The following is a 15,728-nucleotide window of genomic DNA, read 5'->3' on the forward strand; positions in this document are numbered from 1 at the left end:
AACCATTCTGAAAAAGCGCAGCATAGATGGCTATGTGAGCATTTTTCAGAATGGTTTCCCTCAACCTGCCCGCAATTATGGCTTTTCAGTGAGTTGTGCACAAGAGATAGGACCATACCTGCAGCCAACCTCGCTGCATGGCTTCATCAAATGGCGCAGCGATGCACCTGGCCTGGTGAGGCAGCCAGTGGTTCGGGCGTCTCTGGTCTGAAGAAGGTGCCTGAGGAAGCCGCAAACCGAATGACGCCTTGGTCAGAGGATGTGCCCGTTCTGGTCTCAGAGTGCAAGGCGCTAAAAGCCTCTGTTTCAGGCGCCGTTCCCAAATAGGCCGAGTCGTGCAGGGGCGCGTTACGAGCCTCTGCTCCAAAAATCTCATCATAAATCCTTTTCACCTCGGGTCGAGAGAGAATATCGTCATCAAGTTTCAGTTCACTAAGCGCTCTTCCCCGGAAGAATTTAAGTATAGCGATGAGCTCCTCATCGGTTTTTTGGTCAAGGTCATTATCCCTCAAATCAAGCGACTGCAACCCCTGGGGCAATACCCGCATTATCTCCAGCAGCTCTGCGCCGGTTTTATTGTCGAGAGCAATCCTCATCAAGCCCAGAGATAGCAATCCCTCTGGCAAGGCCTGAATCATGGCCAAAAATTCTTCATGGGATTTATTGCCAATGTTATTACGACTTAAATCCAGTGATTGCAGCCCTCGGGGCAAAGCTTGAAATATAGCCAGTAGCTCTGTACCCGATTTCCTGCTGAGGCTACTATTTGACCAGACAAATGATTGCAGCCCCTGGGGCAATATCTTAATCATTTCCAGAAGCTCTGCGCCGGTTTTAAAACCGAGATAATTATTTTTCAAAATTAACGCCTTCAGGCATTGCGGCAATGCCTGAAACAGGGCCAAAAGTTCTGCAACGGTTTTCTTTCGTAGATCGATGTCACTTAACTTCATTTTCAGTAAATTGGATGGAAGAATTCCTGTTGCTAAAATCTTAGCTATTGGCGCTTCTTTTTTAAAAGAAACTGAGGTGATGGAGCCAGCAAAAGATGCAGAAAGCTCAGGATCTTCCAATGAGTCCAGCTGGAAAGGATGAAGACCGTTAAGGGTCAAATGATTTTTATCCACGTAGGGACATTGCAACAATATGTCGAAACAATCACGATGCCCGAGTTTTATGGCGAGATGCAGGGGCGCGTACCCGTTGCTGTCATATCCGTTGTATAAATCTTTATTGTTTTCTACTTTTGGATGATTCAGAAGAAAGGTCAACATGGCTGGATTATTTGCATAAACAGCCAAGTGCAACACATTGAATTCCCCCCCTCTACGAAGCAGATTCTCTTTGGGGTCAATTTTGAGCAGCTCATCAATAAGCTTTATTTGGCCACATAGAACAGCCAGGTGAAACGATTTAACCGACAACGCCTCATCACCGACTTTTATATCGACAGGCTGCTCTCGTGCAAATTGGCCATGATGCGCCAACACTTTGATGCAATCTATATGGCCCTGCAAGACAGCAATATGCACCGGCTGTAGTCCACTGGCCGTTTTCTCAGACAATGAGGCTCCCGCTCGAACCAATAATTTTGTGGTTTCACAATGACCCTTATATACAGCATAATGGAGCAAACTCTGTCCATAATTATCTTTAGTTGTAGCCGGAAACATATCCTTATCTTTATCTAAGAAACGCGCCATAAAAGTCGCATCATCTCCTTTAGCCAAAATCTCAAACCCTTCTTGTAATAATGTAAGCTCGACCTCATCATCCGCTTCTATTTCTTCTGCTGATTGAGGAATGGTATTTATCATTTTCCAGGGAGAGTTCTCTTCAGAAGAATCGGGGCGGGAGGAGGAACTGGCTGCCGATGAAGCAGCAACTGACCGTTCAGCCATTGGCATTATAGCACTTGCAGCTGCCTGACTGGCTTCCAATGCTGATTTTTCACGGGCAATAGCACTTTTAATGCTTTTTACCGTTACCTGCATACGCAAGATTTGAGCATCAGCGGTATTATATTGATCCGCTGTAATAGTCGGGTCTTGCGCTAACCTGGTTTTTAATTGAACAGGATTAAATTCTTTCTCAAACACGTTAAGGTTAGATTGATAACTTTCGAGATCGGAAGGAGACAGCCTCTTTTCCCTGTTCATTAGCTCATGTATTTGTTTGATTGCCACACTTAAACGTTCGATATCAGATAAAACATTTATTGAATGTAGAGGAAATTGTTCGGCTGAATCTGGAAGTCGAACATTTTCTTCTCGGGCAGGATCAAGAACAAGTGGTGTTCCTGGTTCAGCAGGGACTGCATAGGAAGGCTGGGAAACAGAATGGTCATTGCTTGCATTAATTAATGCGTACTCAAATCCTGTTAAGTGTTCAATGGTTGTGATAGGTTCAGACGATAGTTCTATACTGGTTTCATTATTATCCATGCTGCTCGAATGTAGAGGAAATTGTTCGGCTAAATTTTGAAATGGGGCATTTTCTTCTCGGGCAGCGTCAAGAGCCAGTGGCGTTGCCGGTTCGGCAAGGACTGCATAGGAAGGCGGGGAAGCAGAATGGTCATTGATTACATTATTCAATGCGTACTGAATTCCCGTTAAGTGTTCAATGGTTGTTATAATTTTAGACGATATTTCCTTACTGGTTTCATTATTGTCTATGCTGCTCGTTAGTTTATCCAAAGCAGACATTATGTTATTAATCAGGAGTTGGTTTCCCAAGTAATCAGATTTAATTCTGATATAACAATGTTCAAAATCAGGTTTAAAGAAATCAAGGCCTTCAATTTTTTCTAATTGCTCTATTAAATTTAAAAAAATCTCATTGTCAGTCATGGTAAAAAATATAGCCCCAGGTCGTAAAAGGCCAACTTTTAAATGTCCCGCTGAACTATAATTTTTTTCACTTTTTGGTAAAAAACACACACTCATAGTAGTACTCCCCTCATTAATCTTATCAAACCTGCTTTTTGGCCAATTTTATTACAGATATGAGATTGACATTACCGTAGAAAATACGGGGGAGGAAATCGATACGCTTGCCAGTATGGGAGAGGCACCAACTGGAATAAAATAAGCTTTTGTGCAAGTCTAACTCTAAAATGGGTATTCGGAGTTATCTAAAATGAGTTTATAATTCTCTTGCAACTTCTCAATGATTTCATTTATAAAATCTCTTTTCGATGTTAAATTATCGCCTCTTCATACGTTTTATCCCCTTCCTTGGCTATACGCTCTAAATCATCTAATTGAGCTTTTAATCCAAAACTAAAAGTACGCATTGAAATTGAACCATTTTGTATTCCTTCATATATGAATGAAAGCTTATCGTCATCATCTGTTGCACCAATTATTAACTCAATCAGGAAATAAAACTGGGGGTAAGTTTACTTTACCCTTTTAGTGGTAGGCTGAGAACTATAGGGCAAGTCCATTTGAGTCTAATTGCGATTGGGCTACTAAATCATCAATATTCCCATTTTCTATAATTTCTTTAATTTCCATTGTCTTTTTATAAGATAATTCGTTTAATATATGCTGAAAGAAGTCAGGTGATAACTTTCCCATTAATTCCAGTTTTTCAATGACTGGAATCATTAGATATAAATACCCTGAGAATTCTAAAATAGACAAGCAATTTTCACTGGATAATAATTGATAGTTATTCATTAATAGTGACATGGTTAAGACAACATCATTTGAAAATTCAGCGAGGCTATGATTCATTCGCCCTCTGTCCCATATTTTACAAAATAGTTCTTCTGAAAGTATCCCGGCATCACTATAAAACTTTATTAATTTATATGTGTGTTCTCCAATGTATCCCCCCAGATTAATCTCAGTATTTTTTTCTATTAATTTTGAAGTAATCTTATAAAAAACAGAAATGTTTTCTTTATACGATACTGATTTCGAGAAAGTAGAAACACGTAATGCTATTTTTTCAATATGTCTTGGTTCTTTCAAGTCTTTTTTAGAATTGCAATTTGGTTCCTTGAATAAATTAGTTTGCTCTGCTGTTGCGGTTGAGTGCATAGGTTTGGGTACGATGCTATCAAGAATTATTTTCTCAATTGCTTCATCAGTGAATGAACGCGCATCAATAATAATGATATCATCTGAAATTTTCTCATCTATAGATTTCTCAAAAGATTCGATAGAGCCTGAGGAGTAAATAAAGAAAAGCTTGCATGTATGGCTCATATTTCTTTCAGAAAAAACGCTCCTTAAGCCGCTCGCATGAGCCAGACCCATCCTACCAATAACTGGAGCGTCAGCAGAAATATATGCTTCGGCCATTAAAGTATCTCGATAACGCATTCCATCCTTCGATTTCGCCCAGATTGTATCTCTCTTAACATCACCTGTTGATTCAAAGTCAATAGCTTTAAATATAAGTGAGCTTTTCATTAATTCCTTTGCCAAGGCAAGATACTCCATACGACTTGGGTAACTGATTAGAAAATTCAATACAACTGGATTTTGAAGATATGCCAGTATCAAAGAATCAAAATCAGGGTTGATCCCCGGATGTGTGGATGTGAAAGATTTAACGAAAATTTCGTATATACCTTGTTGTTGTTCTAAGCCTTGAATAATGGAGTCAAGTTGCGTATCTTTATACAGTTCATCAAAAAATGCCGCATAGCCAATCTCTTGAAATTTGGCTAATAATCTTATTAATATTCTCTTGGTAACTGGCTGATTATGTTCCTCTAAAAAAATTAAATGTGGTAATTTTAAATCGCTATTTTTTAATTGTTCACTACTATTCGTTAAGCCTGTTTCAAATTTTGATGCAGCCATGATTAGTGCCCTAACATAAAGAATTGAATCTATTGTAGCCCTATACGCGCAAATAAAATACATTAAGTGATTACTTTTCAGTCAAACTAATAGGCGGTTAAATCACGGGTTGTTTTAGCATCACATTTATTAAAGTACCATGGCCAGTAGTTATACGTCGATGTTGGATGCTTTGGCTGCCGATATAAGTGAGGCATTGCGTGGACAAAGAAGAGGCATGCCTGATTCATCGACAAGTACAGTACACATTGATAATGATAAAGTTCTTGGATTTCAGGCTACTATGACACTGGATTCCACGATGCTGGGTAAGATATCGACATTTTCGCAGATGCAGTCAATGCAAGCGAAGAAGAAAAAAGAGACTGAAGATACCATGGCAATTAGTATTTCATTTTTATCCCCAGACGCATTGAAATTACTGGGTTTCTGTTATTTTACAGGTAGAGAGGCAATACCGGAAATGATGTTAAAAAGAATGGCATCACACGAGTCCATAGCAATCAGCGATGTGGATGCTGCCTGCAAAGAGCTTGTCAGTAATGGGTTTCTGGTAGAAGATTCGACTACCAACTCGTTTACGGTTCGCAGATATGGCCAAATGTGTGCGAAATACCATATATCAACCATGAGGAACTCAGGCGAGTATGTCATACCATTTGTTATGGCTTTAGATGAAATACTTGAGAATAAAGCAAAACGTGAGTTGTCGTTAATTCATGTGTCTAACTTTATAAATAAATGTTCCAAACCCAGCATGTCGCACCTTCCGGCTAACACTTTAATATTGACTCATTATTTGTGCAAATGGGCAGAGGCTGCTTTGGAAAGTGAAGAGTACCCCGCTGCAAAAACACTATACCAGTTCGCTTCTCAACAAGCATCCAGACCTGAAGTGTTAAATGTGGTGGATAGTGAGACTCGTAAAAAAATCCAGGATGGGTTGAGTCAGGTAGAAAGTGCGTTGGAAAAAAATTCTTTAAATTATAGAGTTTATTAATTATTCGTTTTAATTACAGATATGGGGCAAAAGCGAATTACAGTAATCATATAGCGCTACATAAATTAATATTAACCACAAATGATACTCTATGTGCTTACATTGGCATTAAAACGATGCTCAAAGCAAGTCACAAATGCTTATCAACTAAACAAAAATATTAAATATATAGCTGTTTTGCTGCTTAATTCGCTTTTGCCCATTATGATTTAAATTCATATCCTGTAACACAGGTCATCGAGCTAATCTGGCTAAAACACAGCCCAAGAGAAAATATATGATATTCCAAATGTTGAGAGCGGCATTTTTAGTCTTACTAAATAAAAACGAGAGCGATGAATTCACTAGAACTAATGCATTACAGATGCTATCAAAACTCAGCCTTGAATTTCAAAATTATTCTCTAATAAATCAAGTGCGGATGAATACTCAAAGTAGCTGATAACTATCGCCTAGTGCCTACGCCATCAATCATTTTCATTTAAAACAACTTGTTACAAATTCCTATTTTAGAAAAAAATCAGCACTAATATTAAATTGTCTTTTTAATTCAATTATTTGTTTTTTCCCTAAGCGTCTTTCACCTTTAAGAAACTTAGATACATTTGCTTGGCCACCAAATATAGATGCAAGATCCTTTTGATGAAGCTGATTAATTTCCATTAGATATTTTACCATATCAACATCTGTAATTTTTTCACCAATAGCCGGGAAATGCTCATTATCGTATTGCTCTAAATTCTCTCCAATAATTTGCATTGCCAAAGCTAAAGGATGACTCTCATCATCACGTACTTCATCAATTAAACGATCCAGGATAGTTTCAAGATGTTGATACTCTGCATCATCGATTGGTTTTTTAAATACGGCTAATGGTAAATGAAATTTATGTTTCGTTTTATGATTAACATAGTCAATAGCAAGTGCCTTCATAAATCACCTCGCTTTAATTTTTCTTTATTAATTGGTTTGTCGTATTCAGCATGTGTCCCAATGGTTCTTACATAGCACGTTTGGGTGTTGTAATGAATTGCTGTTATTAAGTGATAATTATTTCCACCAACATTAAATATAGTGTAGCCAAAAACAGGATCTACACTATTAAAATAGTGCGTCAACTCAAAAATATTAGAAGCATTTATCTCTAACATTTTGTAATACCACTCTGTCAGTGGAATTTCAGATTGAACATTACTTGTATAATAATCTCGAAGTTTTTTCTTAGAAATGATACGCAAAATTAATTTTCGCATAAAAGTATTTAATGTAATTATATGTCAATTTGACATATATTACTGAGATATCAATAATGCCCAGTAGTAAATAAAACGATCGTTTAAGGGAATGCCTGCCCTATTTTCCGCGCACACTCTTTAGATGGATTGTGATACCATCACTTACCATTTATTAGCCCAAATAAAAAACACATGATGCTCACTAAACTTCTAAAAGGGTGTTTCTTAATTTTAATACTCATTTCAACCACACTTTGTGCTCGTGGCGATAATGTCCAAAAACAAATAAAAACGCTTTGCGTTGATAGATATCGAGCGCCGGGAGACTTTATTCAATTTACAGATAAATTAATGAAATTAGGTGTTGTTAGACAAACTTATGATGTCACTAATGATGAACTTGCTTTTTATACTAAAAACTCTATGCTGTACCATTTTCCCGCAGCAGAAATCGATAAGTCCATAGATAAAAATTCGTTTACCTTTGGTGAGTATTTAGACTTAGACATACTCAAAAATGCTTTGGATAAATTCGATCACAACAAAATATCGGTTGTAACATTTCATAAGGAAATTGCTCGAGCTGGAGTTGTATACGTGAGTGTCTATTTAAAACAAAGACAGATCTATTATTTAGGTCAAGATGGAAAATATTTTCTTGAGCGATATTAGGCAACGTCCCTAAAGTTTTTTAGCTTTCCCAGACCGAATCTGAGCACGAATTTTTCAGATTATTTCGATCTGTCCCCTCTCTCGCGCAAGGAATTTGAGTATGATGATGCTTTTGACCTTTTCAATATGTGTTGCCTATCTACCCGGGTCGGACCTATGAAGATGCTTTTTCGCGGGATGAGGGTTGGGGAGAGGGAATGGAACTATCCGTGCTCAGATTCGGTCAGGGAAAGCTAAATAAACTTTAAGGACGTTGCCTAATTACATGTTTATTAATGGTAAGCAAAACTTCAGTGGCTCATGAAATCAGGGAGCACTATCAAGGTAGGGTGATTTTTTTATGTTCATAGCGCAACTGCGCTGCATTTAGCCTGTTTCAGCCATTAATGAGTTGCTCAACTGGGGCATATGAAATGCAATCTGTACTACTATCTGGAGGTGGCATAAAAAAACACTGGGAAGAGGGTGACGAAAGAACTGCGGTTGAATCAGGAGCCGGATCGAGCAGATCAGAAAAAAAAGATTGATACGATTTGAATTCAGCTGTCCAAATCAATACGTCCCTTTCTGTGGGATTTAACAGCTCTGGGTAGCAATCCAGTATTTTTTTTGCATACCATGCATCCATGTTTCCAAAATGACACAATTCCTTATTATTGCACAAACTGATAATCCAGCAAGGATGCTGAAGTAGCAAATGCACAAACCGGAAATCTTTATGCGATTGTTTTACTGCTTTTTCTACAAGACGGGAAAAAAAATGGATTGCATTTCGAAGCATCGGTGATTGTCTGGTGAGCAAATAGTCCATTGCGGCCAAACCCATAGGATGCACAATCAATTGATCTTCAAACTTCCATGCTTGCTCCATATTTAAAATGGATCGCTTGATGTCTTTACCAAACAACGACTGAACAGAAAGAATAAGCTCTTTGAGGTAACATACCCATTCAGCATGTTCCAGATTGTATTTTTTGGACAGATGCACAAGCAATACATCTTCTGCCATGGAACACAGGTAATTGGCTGCTTTAGCGATCTCAATGAATGCAGCGGATTCCAAAACCATTTCGGGAGTTGCAATTGGCATGCTCATACTTACGGATGGCGACACAGTTTGGGCAAAGGCTGTTGCAGCGTCAAACAGAATGGCATCCCTGTCCTCTGCATTTTGCTGCAGTATGGTTTTGGCTTTGAGAATAAACTCCCTTTTTTGTGCACTGGTCAACGGCTGTTGTATGATCCATTCTATTTCATTAAGATAATACTGTATTTGCATAATCCGTTCGTATTTTTTACCTTTTGCAAACAGGTATCCATGAATGGCGCTTATAGTTGTACCCTTTGTGCTGTTTATATCTTCTTGAATGCGATAGCGTGCTAGAAACTCTGCAAGACTTAGACCTTTAGAAATTATTTTTGATAAATCCCCCTGGTTATCAGCAATAAAAGAGGATTTTTGTGCCGATTTTAATAATGTTTCAGGTAAGTGGACGCGGTAAACCCCTGTTTGTATGACCGCCTGTTTTCTGCTTTCCAGAACCTCGGCCAGGTTTGGGATGATATACTCACCGGTTTCAGGGCGTTTGCCTGTGATATCCCGGGAAAACACGAGTGCATCTGTCACACAGGAATAATCATCAGTCTGTCTTTGAGAACTCGTCACATAAACAGGAATGCCTGTTTTTTCATGCAATACTTCCAGATTGCCAGGATATCCCCCCAAAGAGTCACTATACAAAAAGCACTCTTTACCACTGTCACGAATATATGCCATAAATCGGGCATGCCGAGAGCCTAACCAAATCAAAAAAGCTTGCCGCCAGGGGCCGGGCTGCCGGGGCGCTTTGGCAAGGTAAGGTTTGATCCAGCAAAAATCGTCCTCTCCTGCCGTTTCAAGAAATTGGACTTGCGGATACTGGTCATCGCGAAAAACAGAGTAATGTTTAATAACGTGACTGATATTGGTCTGATATTTTTTATGCAAATATTGAATCAGAACAGCAACACCATCAACAGTGGGGATGGTGATTCTGCCGTACCAGTATGCATCAGTCTCTTTAAAATAAAAGGATTTGTTAAAAAAATTCATGCCTAACTCTATCCTGAATATTGAGAGATATGCAACTTGGAATAATGTGGCCAAAACCCCATTGCCATTTGTCCAAGTCACGACAGACAATGCCATTAGAGATTAACATTCATAAATCTTAAAAGGGAAAGTCTGCTCTGGTTCATCACGCCAGCCCTACCATACATTATTATCAGCAATATATCAGTCTATAACGTCAGTATGATTTCAATGCGGACTCAATTTCCTAATTTATCTAAATGATGCGCCAATACATCTATGGATTTTTATATATTTAACTTAACCTATAAAAAACTGATAGTTTTTGTTTGCATTTAATGAATTATCATTAACCACATTGATTTGTTGTTTATCTTTATTTGAAAATTATTTAGTAATTAAACAACCACAACAATTTTTTTAATTTTCATACAATTTTATTATGGAGTAATTAATGAGTAGTAGCGAACAGTATATAAAAACACTTATAAAAGGTACATCAACTTATACTGATGGTATCATCGCCAGTCAACGAGGGAGAGATTGGGTGGGTGGAGACGTTAATATTGCCGATCGAATATTTACTAAAAATATGACTGTAACGATACTCGGAGTTGGGGTATTCAAAATTACCGCTGATATCCCTGGGTCTCTTTCTCCAAACCAGGCTGCTCTTTGGCAAATGTTTAAACCAGCAAGTACAACTGAAGGCGTAAAAGCAATTATTGACGGGATCGAGTATGTAGGAAAAAAAGAAATTTTGTTTGATAAAGGAAGTATTACGGTTGATGGTGAATTGATCCAGTCCAAACTGACCCCCTAATATTATTCATCAGTAATTCATAATCGAGCAAATCGTCTGAAATATGGCCATCGTCATAATTCAGACGATTTGCTATTACTTAATAATTCAGTTCATTGACCAGTTATTTATCAACTAAAATAGAAACCTCTTTCAGATTAGATTCCTTCAGGGCGTATCTCGGGGCAATTTGCCCGACATATTTCAAAAAAATTTAAAGGAATAAATGCAGTTAAATTATATTTTGTGTATAATCTGTACAGAAATAACTTGAGATTTAAATGTTTTTACTTCAAGATTTTAATATTTTAAAAAATAATTTTGATGGCTATCCGGATAGTGTTTTTATTAAAGATAGTAATTTCCGCTATCAATATCTCAATAAGCAAATCATTAAAGATATGGCTCTGGAAGAGAAAAATACTTTGGATAAAGGTGATACAGAAATGTATCATGCTCAATATGCCTCAATATATAATGCGCATGACGAAGCGTGTCTTAAGGGACAGATTTACTATCAATTGGAAAAAGTTCCTGTACCTTATCAATCAGAACTCTTTTCTTTAACGCTCAAAAATCCTTTAAAAGATCATAATGGAGTGGTTTCAGGTATATTAGGATTTTGCACCTTTATGGATTATGAGGCATTGGTATTTTGCTTAAAGCTGAAAAAAAACAATTTAACTCGATTAAAAATTGCTGACAATTGTTATGAGCTCATTGAAAAAAATATAAATCTTAGCTCACGAGAATTACAAGTGTTATTTTATTTTCTGCAAGGTAAATCAGCGAAGCATATTGCATATCAATTAAATATTGCTGAAGTAACTGTAAATTTCCATTTAAACAATATTAAAGATAAGTGGCAGTGTTTTTCAAAAGAAGGGATTTTTAACAAAGCCCTTCAAAAAGGGCTGTTCGGATTTTCTGGGATATGGAATTTATTACAGCAGTCAACCTTAAAATTAAAATAGAGTCTCGCAAAAGAAGCAAGTCCATAAAAACACAAGCAATTTTTTGATAAATATTAAGCCGATTCTCTTTTGCTCCAGAGCGGTATGAGATTAACGCAACTATTGATGTCCATTGTAACCCAAACAGGCATTACTATGTCAGCTACAAAGGCTCGAATGGCACCAGACATACCGCTAAGACTTTGAAACGACTCACATCAATTGGAATTAATAAGGATTGCTGATGACAACATATAATTACAAATCAAAAAAAATTGGTGATGTATCAATTAAATCAGATACATGTATTACCTCAATACATACAAATCGACTCACATTAAAATCATTGAATCAAGATTCGCGAGCAACCTTGGTATACAATTATGCAAAGTTGCTAGGTGATTCAGAAATCGTTAAATTGCTTAATGATGGAAAAACCTGGTCTCTTGAGTTGGTTCAAACTGTGATTGATCTGAAAACTTCTGCCTGGCATAACAGCGATCCATTCAGTCTGTTTTCAATTTATGAAAACGACACGAATCAGTTTATCGGTTCGGTTTCAATCAAAAAAGAGTTGGAAACCTATCATACAACTGGCACCGGTCATGCGAATGTTATAGAAATTGGATTTTTCATAGATAAAGCTGTTTGGGGCAAAGGTTATGGTACTGAAATCGCGATTGCTGCAAAAAAATACATTAAACATGCTGTTGGAGTTATTGCTGCTGAGCATGGAAGTCCTTTACCAAAGGAAATTGTAGCTACCGCCCATCCTGAAAATATAGCCTCGTGTGCTATTTTAAAAAAAACATTGAAACACGTAGAGTCTGAGCCAATCAAAAAATATGATGGCAACCCACGCCTATTCTTTTTTAAACCATTAAAGCCAGCAATAATGTCTACCATGGAAACAGTTAGTTTGGAATCTGTAAGTCTGTAGCGGTAACTAAAACTTAAGGTGAAGCTAATAATACTGTCGGTTTAATTCCCATTTGATTTCATCCAGAGGACGATACCTTAATACGTTGGAAATTTATTAAGAGGCATGTTTAAGTTCAACAATATAATCTAAATGCTGCTTTCTTAATTGATCTCTTATTAAAAGTTCAATTAAAGGCTCAATAGAATAACCCAAAGTATCAGAAATTTTCTTAGCAAAAGCAATTCCAACATCTTTTCTATTATGCTCTACATCACTAAGAAATTGCTTAGAAACCCCTACCCTTTTTGCTAATTCCACTTGTGTAATTTCATCACTTAGACGTAAAGAATGAACTAATCCACCAAAAGTCATTTCATTCCAAACATCTTTTGTCGCATCCAAGGCATTTACTGTGTCGTTTGATTTAGTATTCATGGGGCATTACCTCCGTAACCTCAACAAATTCAATTGTTCCATTACTCTTGATTATATATATAGCACGCCATTGCTTATTTAATCGAATAGAGCGTTGCCCCTTCGATCACCAACAAGAGGCTCATCATGCCATCCTGGCCGTTTCCGGGTTTCTTCTAGGCCAGATTTACTAACTGCAACTAGCCAAAATCGAAATTTTTCCTGTAGATATTGTGGGTTAATTAATTTGTTTAATTATTCAAAATAAGAGTGTTAATTTATTTTACTTGCAATCAAAAGACTTGCCCCCCCTATCCTCTGGCCTTTCGTTAAGGTTGTATGACTTATGACAAGACTGTTAATTAGTCTGTAGCCTTATCCAAGAATATTTTTATCAATAATATCATCAACATATTTTTATTATTTATTCTAGATGATAGAGTTTGAGCACATTGCTTATGTGAGTTTCCTAAAAATAAGGAACCAAAATGAAATTACTGGAACTTCGACAGTTAGTAAATGAATATGATCAAACATGGTATTTTCGCAAATATGTGTATGGAGATCATGAAAGAGCCAAAAAATTTAAACAATACTTACAAAAATATGAACATGTTCAAGATGATTATGAGTTAACTGTTACAGACATTTTTAGGCTGCTCAAAAAAGTACCCGAACTGAACGACGCTAATAGCAATTTGCAATTTATCCGATCAATAAGAGCGAGGCTAAACAGTAGTTACTTGTTTGATATTTTTAACGTTTTGAAAAGTGCCCAGGTAATTTCCCAAGCTAATTTTACAATTATTTATGGTCTTTCAGATGAGTGGCGTTACCTTTTAAATACCTTATTTTGTGGATTAACATTTGAACGCATTAGTCTAAACTCAGATATTCTTGCAGCAGTTTTAGCAATAGCTTCCCGATCAGCTTTTTATTATCCAGCAATTGAGCAATCTTTAAGATTTTTACATAAAAAAAATCATCTTACATCAACCTCACTTAACTTACTTACTACCAAAACTGATGGACTAAACACTGTCTTTCAAATAGTACAAGAGCTTGATAAAGCCAATTGTTTAAATGATGCATGCCTAGTACATTTTGCACATCGGGAATCTCTTTATTCACTTGACGCCCTAATTGCGCTGCTAAATCGTGCAAAAGTTACCCTTAATGAAGAACTAATTCAATCCATATGCATAAACAGCAATATTCATTACCTTGTTGAACTCATAACAACATTAGTTGAATCTAAAGAATTTCATTTGAAGAGTGAAACGTTGATAATGCTTTTAAAGCAAGACTTCAAATTTTTCCTAAATAAAAACGATGCTATGAAATTATTACAGGAAAATGACTTATTAGATGATAAAACCTTTGATTTTGTTTGTAATAATGATGATTTTTCAATAAAACAAATATTAAAAATTTTATCGGAGGAGTCTTTGTTAACGGAAAATAAAGAAATAGTTAATAAACTAATCAATAAAGAATTTAGTGGAATTCGATTCTATCGAACAATTGATTATTTAAAAAAAGCCGATTTACTGGATCAAAAATCATTAACTAATTGCTTTGAATTAATTTTAATAAAATCAAATGCTGATTTATTTAAAACAGGTGTTTTAAATGTATTGGAGTTATTTCATGAGAGTAGCTTCAATATTAGCAAGGAACAGCTAGAAACACTCTTTTCTTTATCTGATGCTAATCTTAGACGACTTCATGGAATAGTATCGAGGCTTATAACAAGTAAACTATTAGATCAACCTTCTTTGGAAAAAACATTCAATCGAATAATGGAGAAATTACCCCCTGTTCTAGACTCAACTGTGAATAAAAATAGCAAGAAAAATACAAGTGCTCCTCGCTCTGAATATATATTAGACAATAAAAATTGTTTCTTTATAGAACACAGTACACAATATGAAAGTGGGGGTTTTGGTAAAGTCAAAAAAGGGTACAATTTACCTGATTCCAATGAGCCTATTTATGGCATTAAAAAATTAGTGGAATCAGATCCGTCTAAAGCTCAAAAAGAAGCGAGCCGTGAGGTAAAATATCATCGATTACTTGGACGACAAGCATTTTATTTTTTGAGAAACGGGACAACAAGCATAGTTTCAGATTGGCAACGTGAAAAGGGATTGCATCTTTATAATGCAAGTGAACTATTACAAATGCCAATAGAAAAAAGACTTGGATGCCTCAAATCCGGCTTAGCTGATCTTAATATGTTACACCAACACTACCGAGTACATGGAGATGTAAAATGTCAAAATTTTATTCTCAACCCAAATAATGGATCCCTGAATCTAATTGATTTTGGTACTTCACATAAAAAAGGCTCATCTAAATCTTTTGCATGGACTCCTGCATATAGTGACCCTCATACTTTTGGAGACGGCTTCTACAAAGATATCTATGCCATGGGTATTGTAACAATGTATTTATTCCCAGAAATATATGCAGTTTCTTTCAATGAAGGCAAGGCAAATGTATCTATTAATAAATCGGACTATACAGTTACTGAACAAGCTATTGTAAATCTCGTTAATTCAATGATGAATTCCGATATTAGTTTAAGATGTACAAGTGGGGATGCATTGACCTACTGCAATGAGGTACTCGAACATTTTAATCAAATTGATGAGAGATTTATAGAGACAATAGCAAACGCTACTATCAACCGTGCTAAATCAACCGTTGAGGATGTATTTCATATGTAAGTAACAAATGCGATATAAATATGAAGGTAAATAACATGATCACAACCATGAAAACAGGACATTTCCACCAAACTCTTTGTCTGCTGTCAAACCGCAAGCTTTTGGAT

At 36.4% G+C, this 15,728-nt stretch carries 12 protein-coding genes; 6 read left to right on the forward strand and 6 right to left on the reverse strand.

The features are described from left to right. Positions 1–146: 146 nt before the first annotated feature. Together ELY21_RS05800 and ELY21_RS05805 are read right to left on the reverse strand one after the other, a co-directional pair. Complete coding sequence (locus tag ELY21_RS05800; protein ID WP_127107723.1) at positions 147–2,945, reverse strand: ankyrin repeat domain-containing protein; 2,799 nt, start codon at positions 2,943–2,945, stop codon at positions 147–149. A gap of 486 nt (positions 2,946–3,431) precedes the next feature. Next, positions 3,432–4,820, reverse strand: coding sequence for a hypothetical protein (locus ELY21_RS05805; protein WP_127107725.1), 1,389 nt, complete (start codon positions 4,818–4,820; stop codon positions 3,432–3,434). Between the two features lie 139 nt (positions 4,821–4,959). Here ELY21_RS05805 and ELY21_RS05810 point away from each other — a divergent pair, with 139 nt between their 5' ends. Next, positions 4,960–5,820 (forward strand): hypothetical protein, encoded by an 861-nt coding sequence (locus ELY21_RS05810; RefSeq protein WP_127107726.1) that lies wholly within the window; start codon positions 4,960–4,962, stop codon positions 5,818–5,820. Positions 5,821–6,324: 504 nt separating this feature from the next. On the opposite strand, the gene ELY21_RS05815 is transcribed toward ELY21_RS05810, so the two are convergent. Next, on the reverse strand, positions 6,325–6,753 hold the full coding sequence (locus tag ELY21_RS05815) for a type II toxin-antitoxin system HigA family antitoxin (protein ID WP_127107728.1): 429 nt from the start codon (positions 6,751–6,753) through the stop codon (positions 6,325–6,327). Next, positions 6,750–7,073 carry a type II toxin-antitoxin system HigB family toxin gene (locus ELY21_RS05820; RefSeq protein WP_127107730.1) on the reverse strand — a complete coding sequence of 108 codons (324 nt, stop codon included), beginning with the start codon at positions 7,071–7,073 and terminating at the stop codon, positions 6,750–6,752. Before ELY21_RS05820 ends, ELY21_RS05815 begins: the two co-directional genes overlap by 4 nt. Before the next feature lie 174 nt (positions 7,074–7,247). Between ELY21_RS05820 and ELY21_RS05825 the strand changes: the two genes are divergently transcribed. Continuing rightward, complete coding sequence (locus tag ELY21_RS05825; RefSeq protein ID WP_127107732.1) at positions 7,248–7,727, forward strand: DUF1398 family protein; 480 nt, start codon at positions 7,248–7,250, stop codon at positions 7,725–7,727. Between the two features lie 376 nt (positions 7,728–8,103). Here the strand turns inward: ELY21_RS05825 and ELY21_RS05830 are convergent, their stop codons facing one another. Beyond that, on the reverse strand, positions 8,104–9,819 hold the full coding sequence (locus ELY21_RS05830; RefSeq protein ID WP_127107734.1) for a hypothetical protein: 1,716 nt from the start codon (positions 9,817–9,819) through the stop codon (positions 8,104–8,106). 433 nt (positions 9,820–10,252) lie between these two features. Between ELY21_RS05830 and ELY21_RS05835 the strand changes: the two genes are divergently transcribed. The 3 genes from ELY21_RS05835 to ELY21_RS05845 all read left to right on the forward strand — a co-directional run bounded on the left by ELY21_RS05835 (position 10,253) and on the right by ELY21_RS05845 (position 12,493). Continuing rightward, positions 10,253–10,621: a hypothetical protein gene (locus ELY21_RS05835; RefSeq protein WP_127107736.1), complete on the forward strand. Its 369-nt coding sequence runs from the start codon at positions 10,253–10,255 to the stop codon at positions 10,619–10,621. A gap of 260 nt (positions 10,622–10,881) precedes the next feature. After that, positions 10,882–11,574: a PAS and helix-turn-helix domain-containing protein gene (locus ELY21_RS05840; RefSeq protein WP_127107738.1), complete on the forward strand. Its 693-nt coding sequence runs from the start codon at positions 10,882–10,884 to the stop codon at positions 11,572–11,574. A 223-nt stretch (positions 11,575–11,797) separates the two neighbouring features. Next, positions 11,798–12,493: a GNAT family N-acetyltransferase gene (locus ELY21_RS05845; RefSeq protein WP_127107740.1), complete on the forward strand. Its 696-nt coding sequence runs from the start codon at positions 11,798–11,800 to the stop codon at positions 12,491–12,493. A 96-nt stretch (positions 12,494–12,589) separates the two neighbouring features. On the opposite strand, the gene ELY21_RS05850 is transcribed toward ELY21_RS05845, so the two are convergent. Then, entirely contained in the window at positions 12,590–12,910 is a 321-nt protein-coding gene (locus ELY21_RS05850) for a helix-turn-helix transcriptional regulator (protein WP_127107742.1), read from the reverse strand. 467 nt (positions 12,911–13,377) lie between these two features. Between ELY21_RS05850 and ELY21_RS05860 the strand changes: the two genes are divergently transcribed. Beyond that, on the forward strand, positions 13,378–15,621 hold the full coding sequence (locus ELY21_RS05860) for a protein kinase family protein (protein ID WP_127107744.1): 2,244 nt from the start codon (positions 13,378–13,380) through the stop codon (positions 15,619–15,621). Positions 15,622–15,728: the final 107 nt, after the last annotated feature.

The organism is Legionella sp. km535 (genome assembly GCF_003990085.1).
Taxonomy (GTDB): domain Bacteria; phylum Pseudomonadota; class Gammaproteobacteria; order Legionellales; family Legionellaceae; genus Legionella; species Legionella moravica.

Excerpts from the sequence above, each read along its gene's own strand:
- ELY21_RS05800 (WP_127107723.1), bottom strand. The coding sequence starts at position 2,945 with ATGAGTGTGTGTTTTTTACCAAAAAGTGAAAAAAATTATAGTTCAGCG.
- ELY21_RS05805 (WP_127107725.1), bottom strand. The coding sequence starts at position 4,820 with ATGGCTGCATCAAAATTTGAAACAGGCTTAACGAATAGTAGTGAACAA.
- ELY21_RS05810 (WP_127107726.1), top strand. The coding sequence starts at position 4,960 with ATGGCCAGTAGTTATACGTCGATGTTGGATGCTTTGGCTGCCGATATA.
- ELY21_RS05815 (WP_127107728.1), bottom strand. The coding sequence starts at position 6,753 with ATGAAGGCACTTGCTATTGACTATGTTAATCATAAAACGAAACATAAA.
- ELY21_RS05820 (WP_127107730.1), bottom strand. The coding sequence starts at position 7,073 with ATGCGAAAATTAATTTTGCGTATCATTTCTAAGAAAAAACTTCGAGAT.
- ELY21_RS05825 (WP_127107732.1), top strand. The coding sequence starts at position 7,248 with ATGATGCTCACTAAACTTCTAAAAGGGTGTTTCTTAATTTTAATACTC.
- ELY21_RS05830 (WP_127107734.1), bottom strand. The coding sequence starts at position 9,819 with ATGAATTTTTTTAACAAATCCTTTTATTTTAAAGAGACTGATGCATAC.
- ELY21_RS05835 (WP_127107736.1), top strand. The coding sequence starts at position 10,253 with ATGAGTAGTAGCGAACAGTATATAAAAACACTTATAAAAGGTACATCA.
- ELY21_RS05840 (WP_127107738.1), top strand. The coding sequence starts at position 10,882 with ATGTTTTTACTTCAAGATTTTAATATTTTAAAAAATAATTTTGATGGC.
- ELY21_RS05845 (WP_127107740.1), top strand. The coding sequence starts at position 11,798 with ATGACAACATATAATTACAAATCAAAAAAAATTGGTGATGTATCAATT.
- ELY21_RS05850 (WP_127107742.1), bottom strand. The coding sequence starts at position 12,910 with ATGAATACTAAATCAAACGACACAGTAAATGCCTTGGATGCGACAAAA.
- ELY21_RS05860 (WP_127107744.1), top strand. The coding sequence starts at position 13,378 with ATGAAATTACTGGAACTTCGACAGTTAGTAAATGAATATGATCAAACA.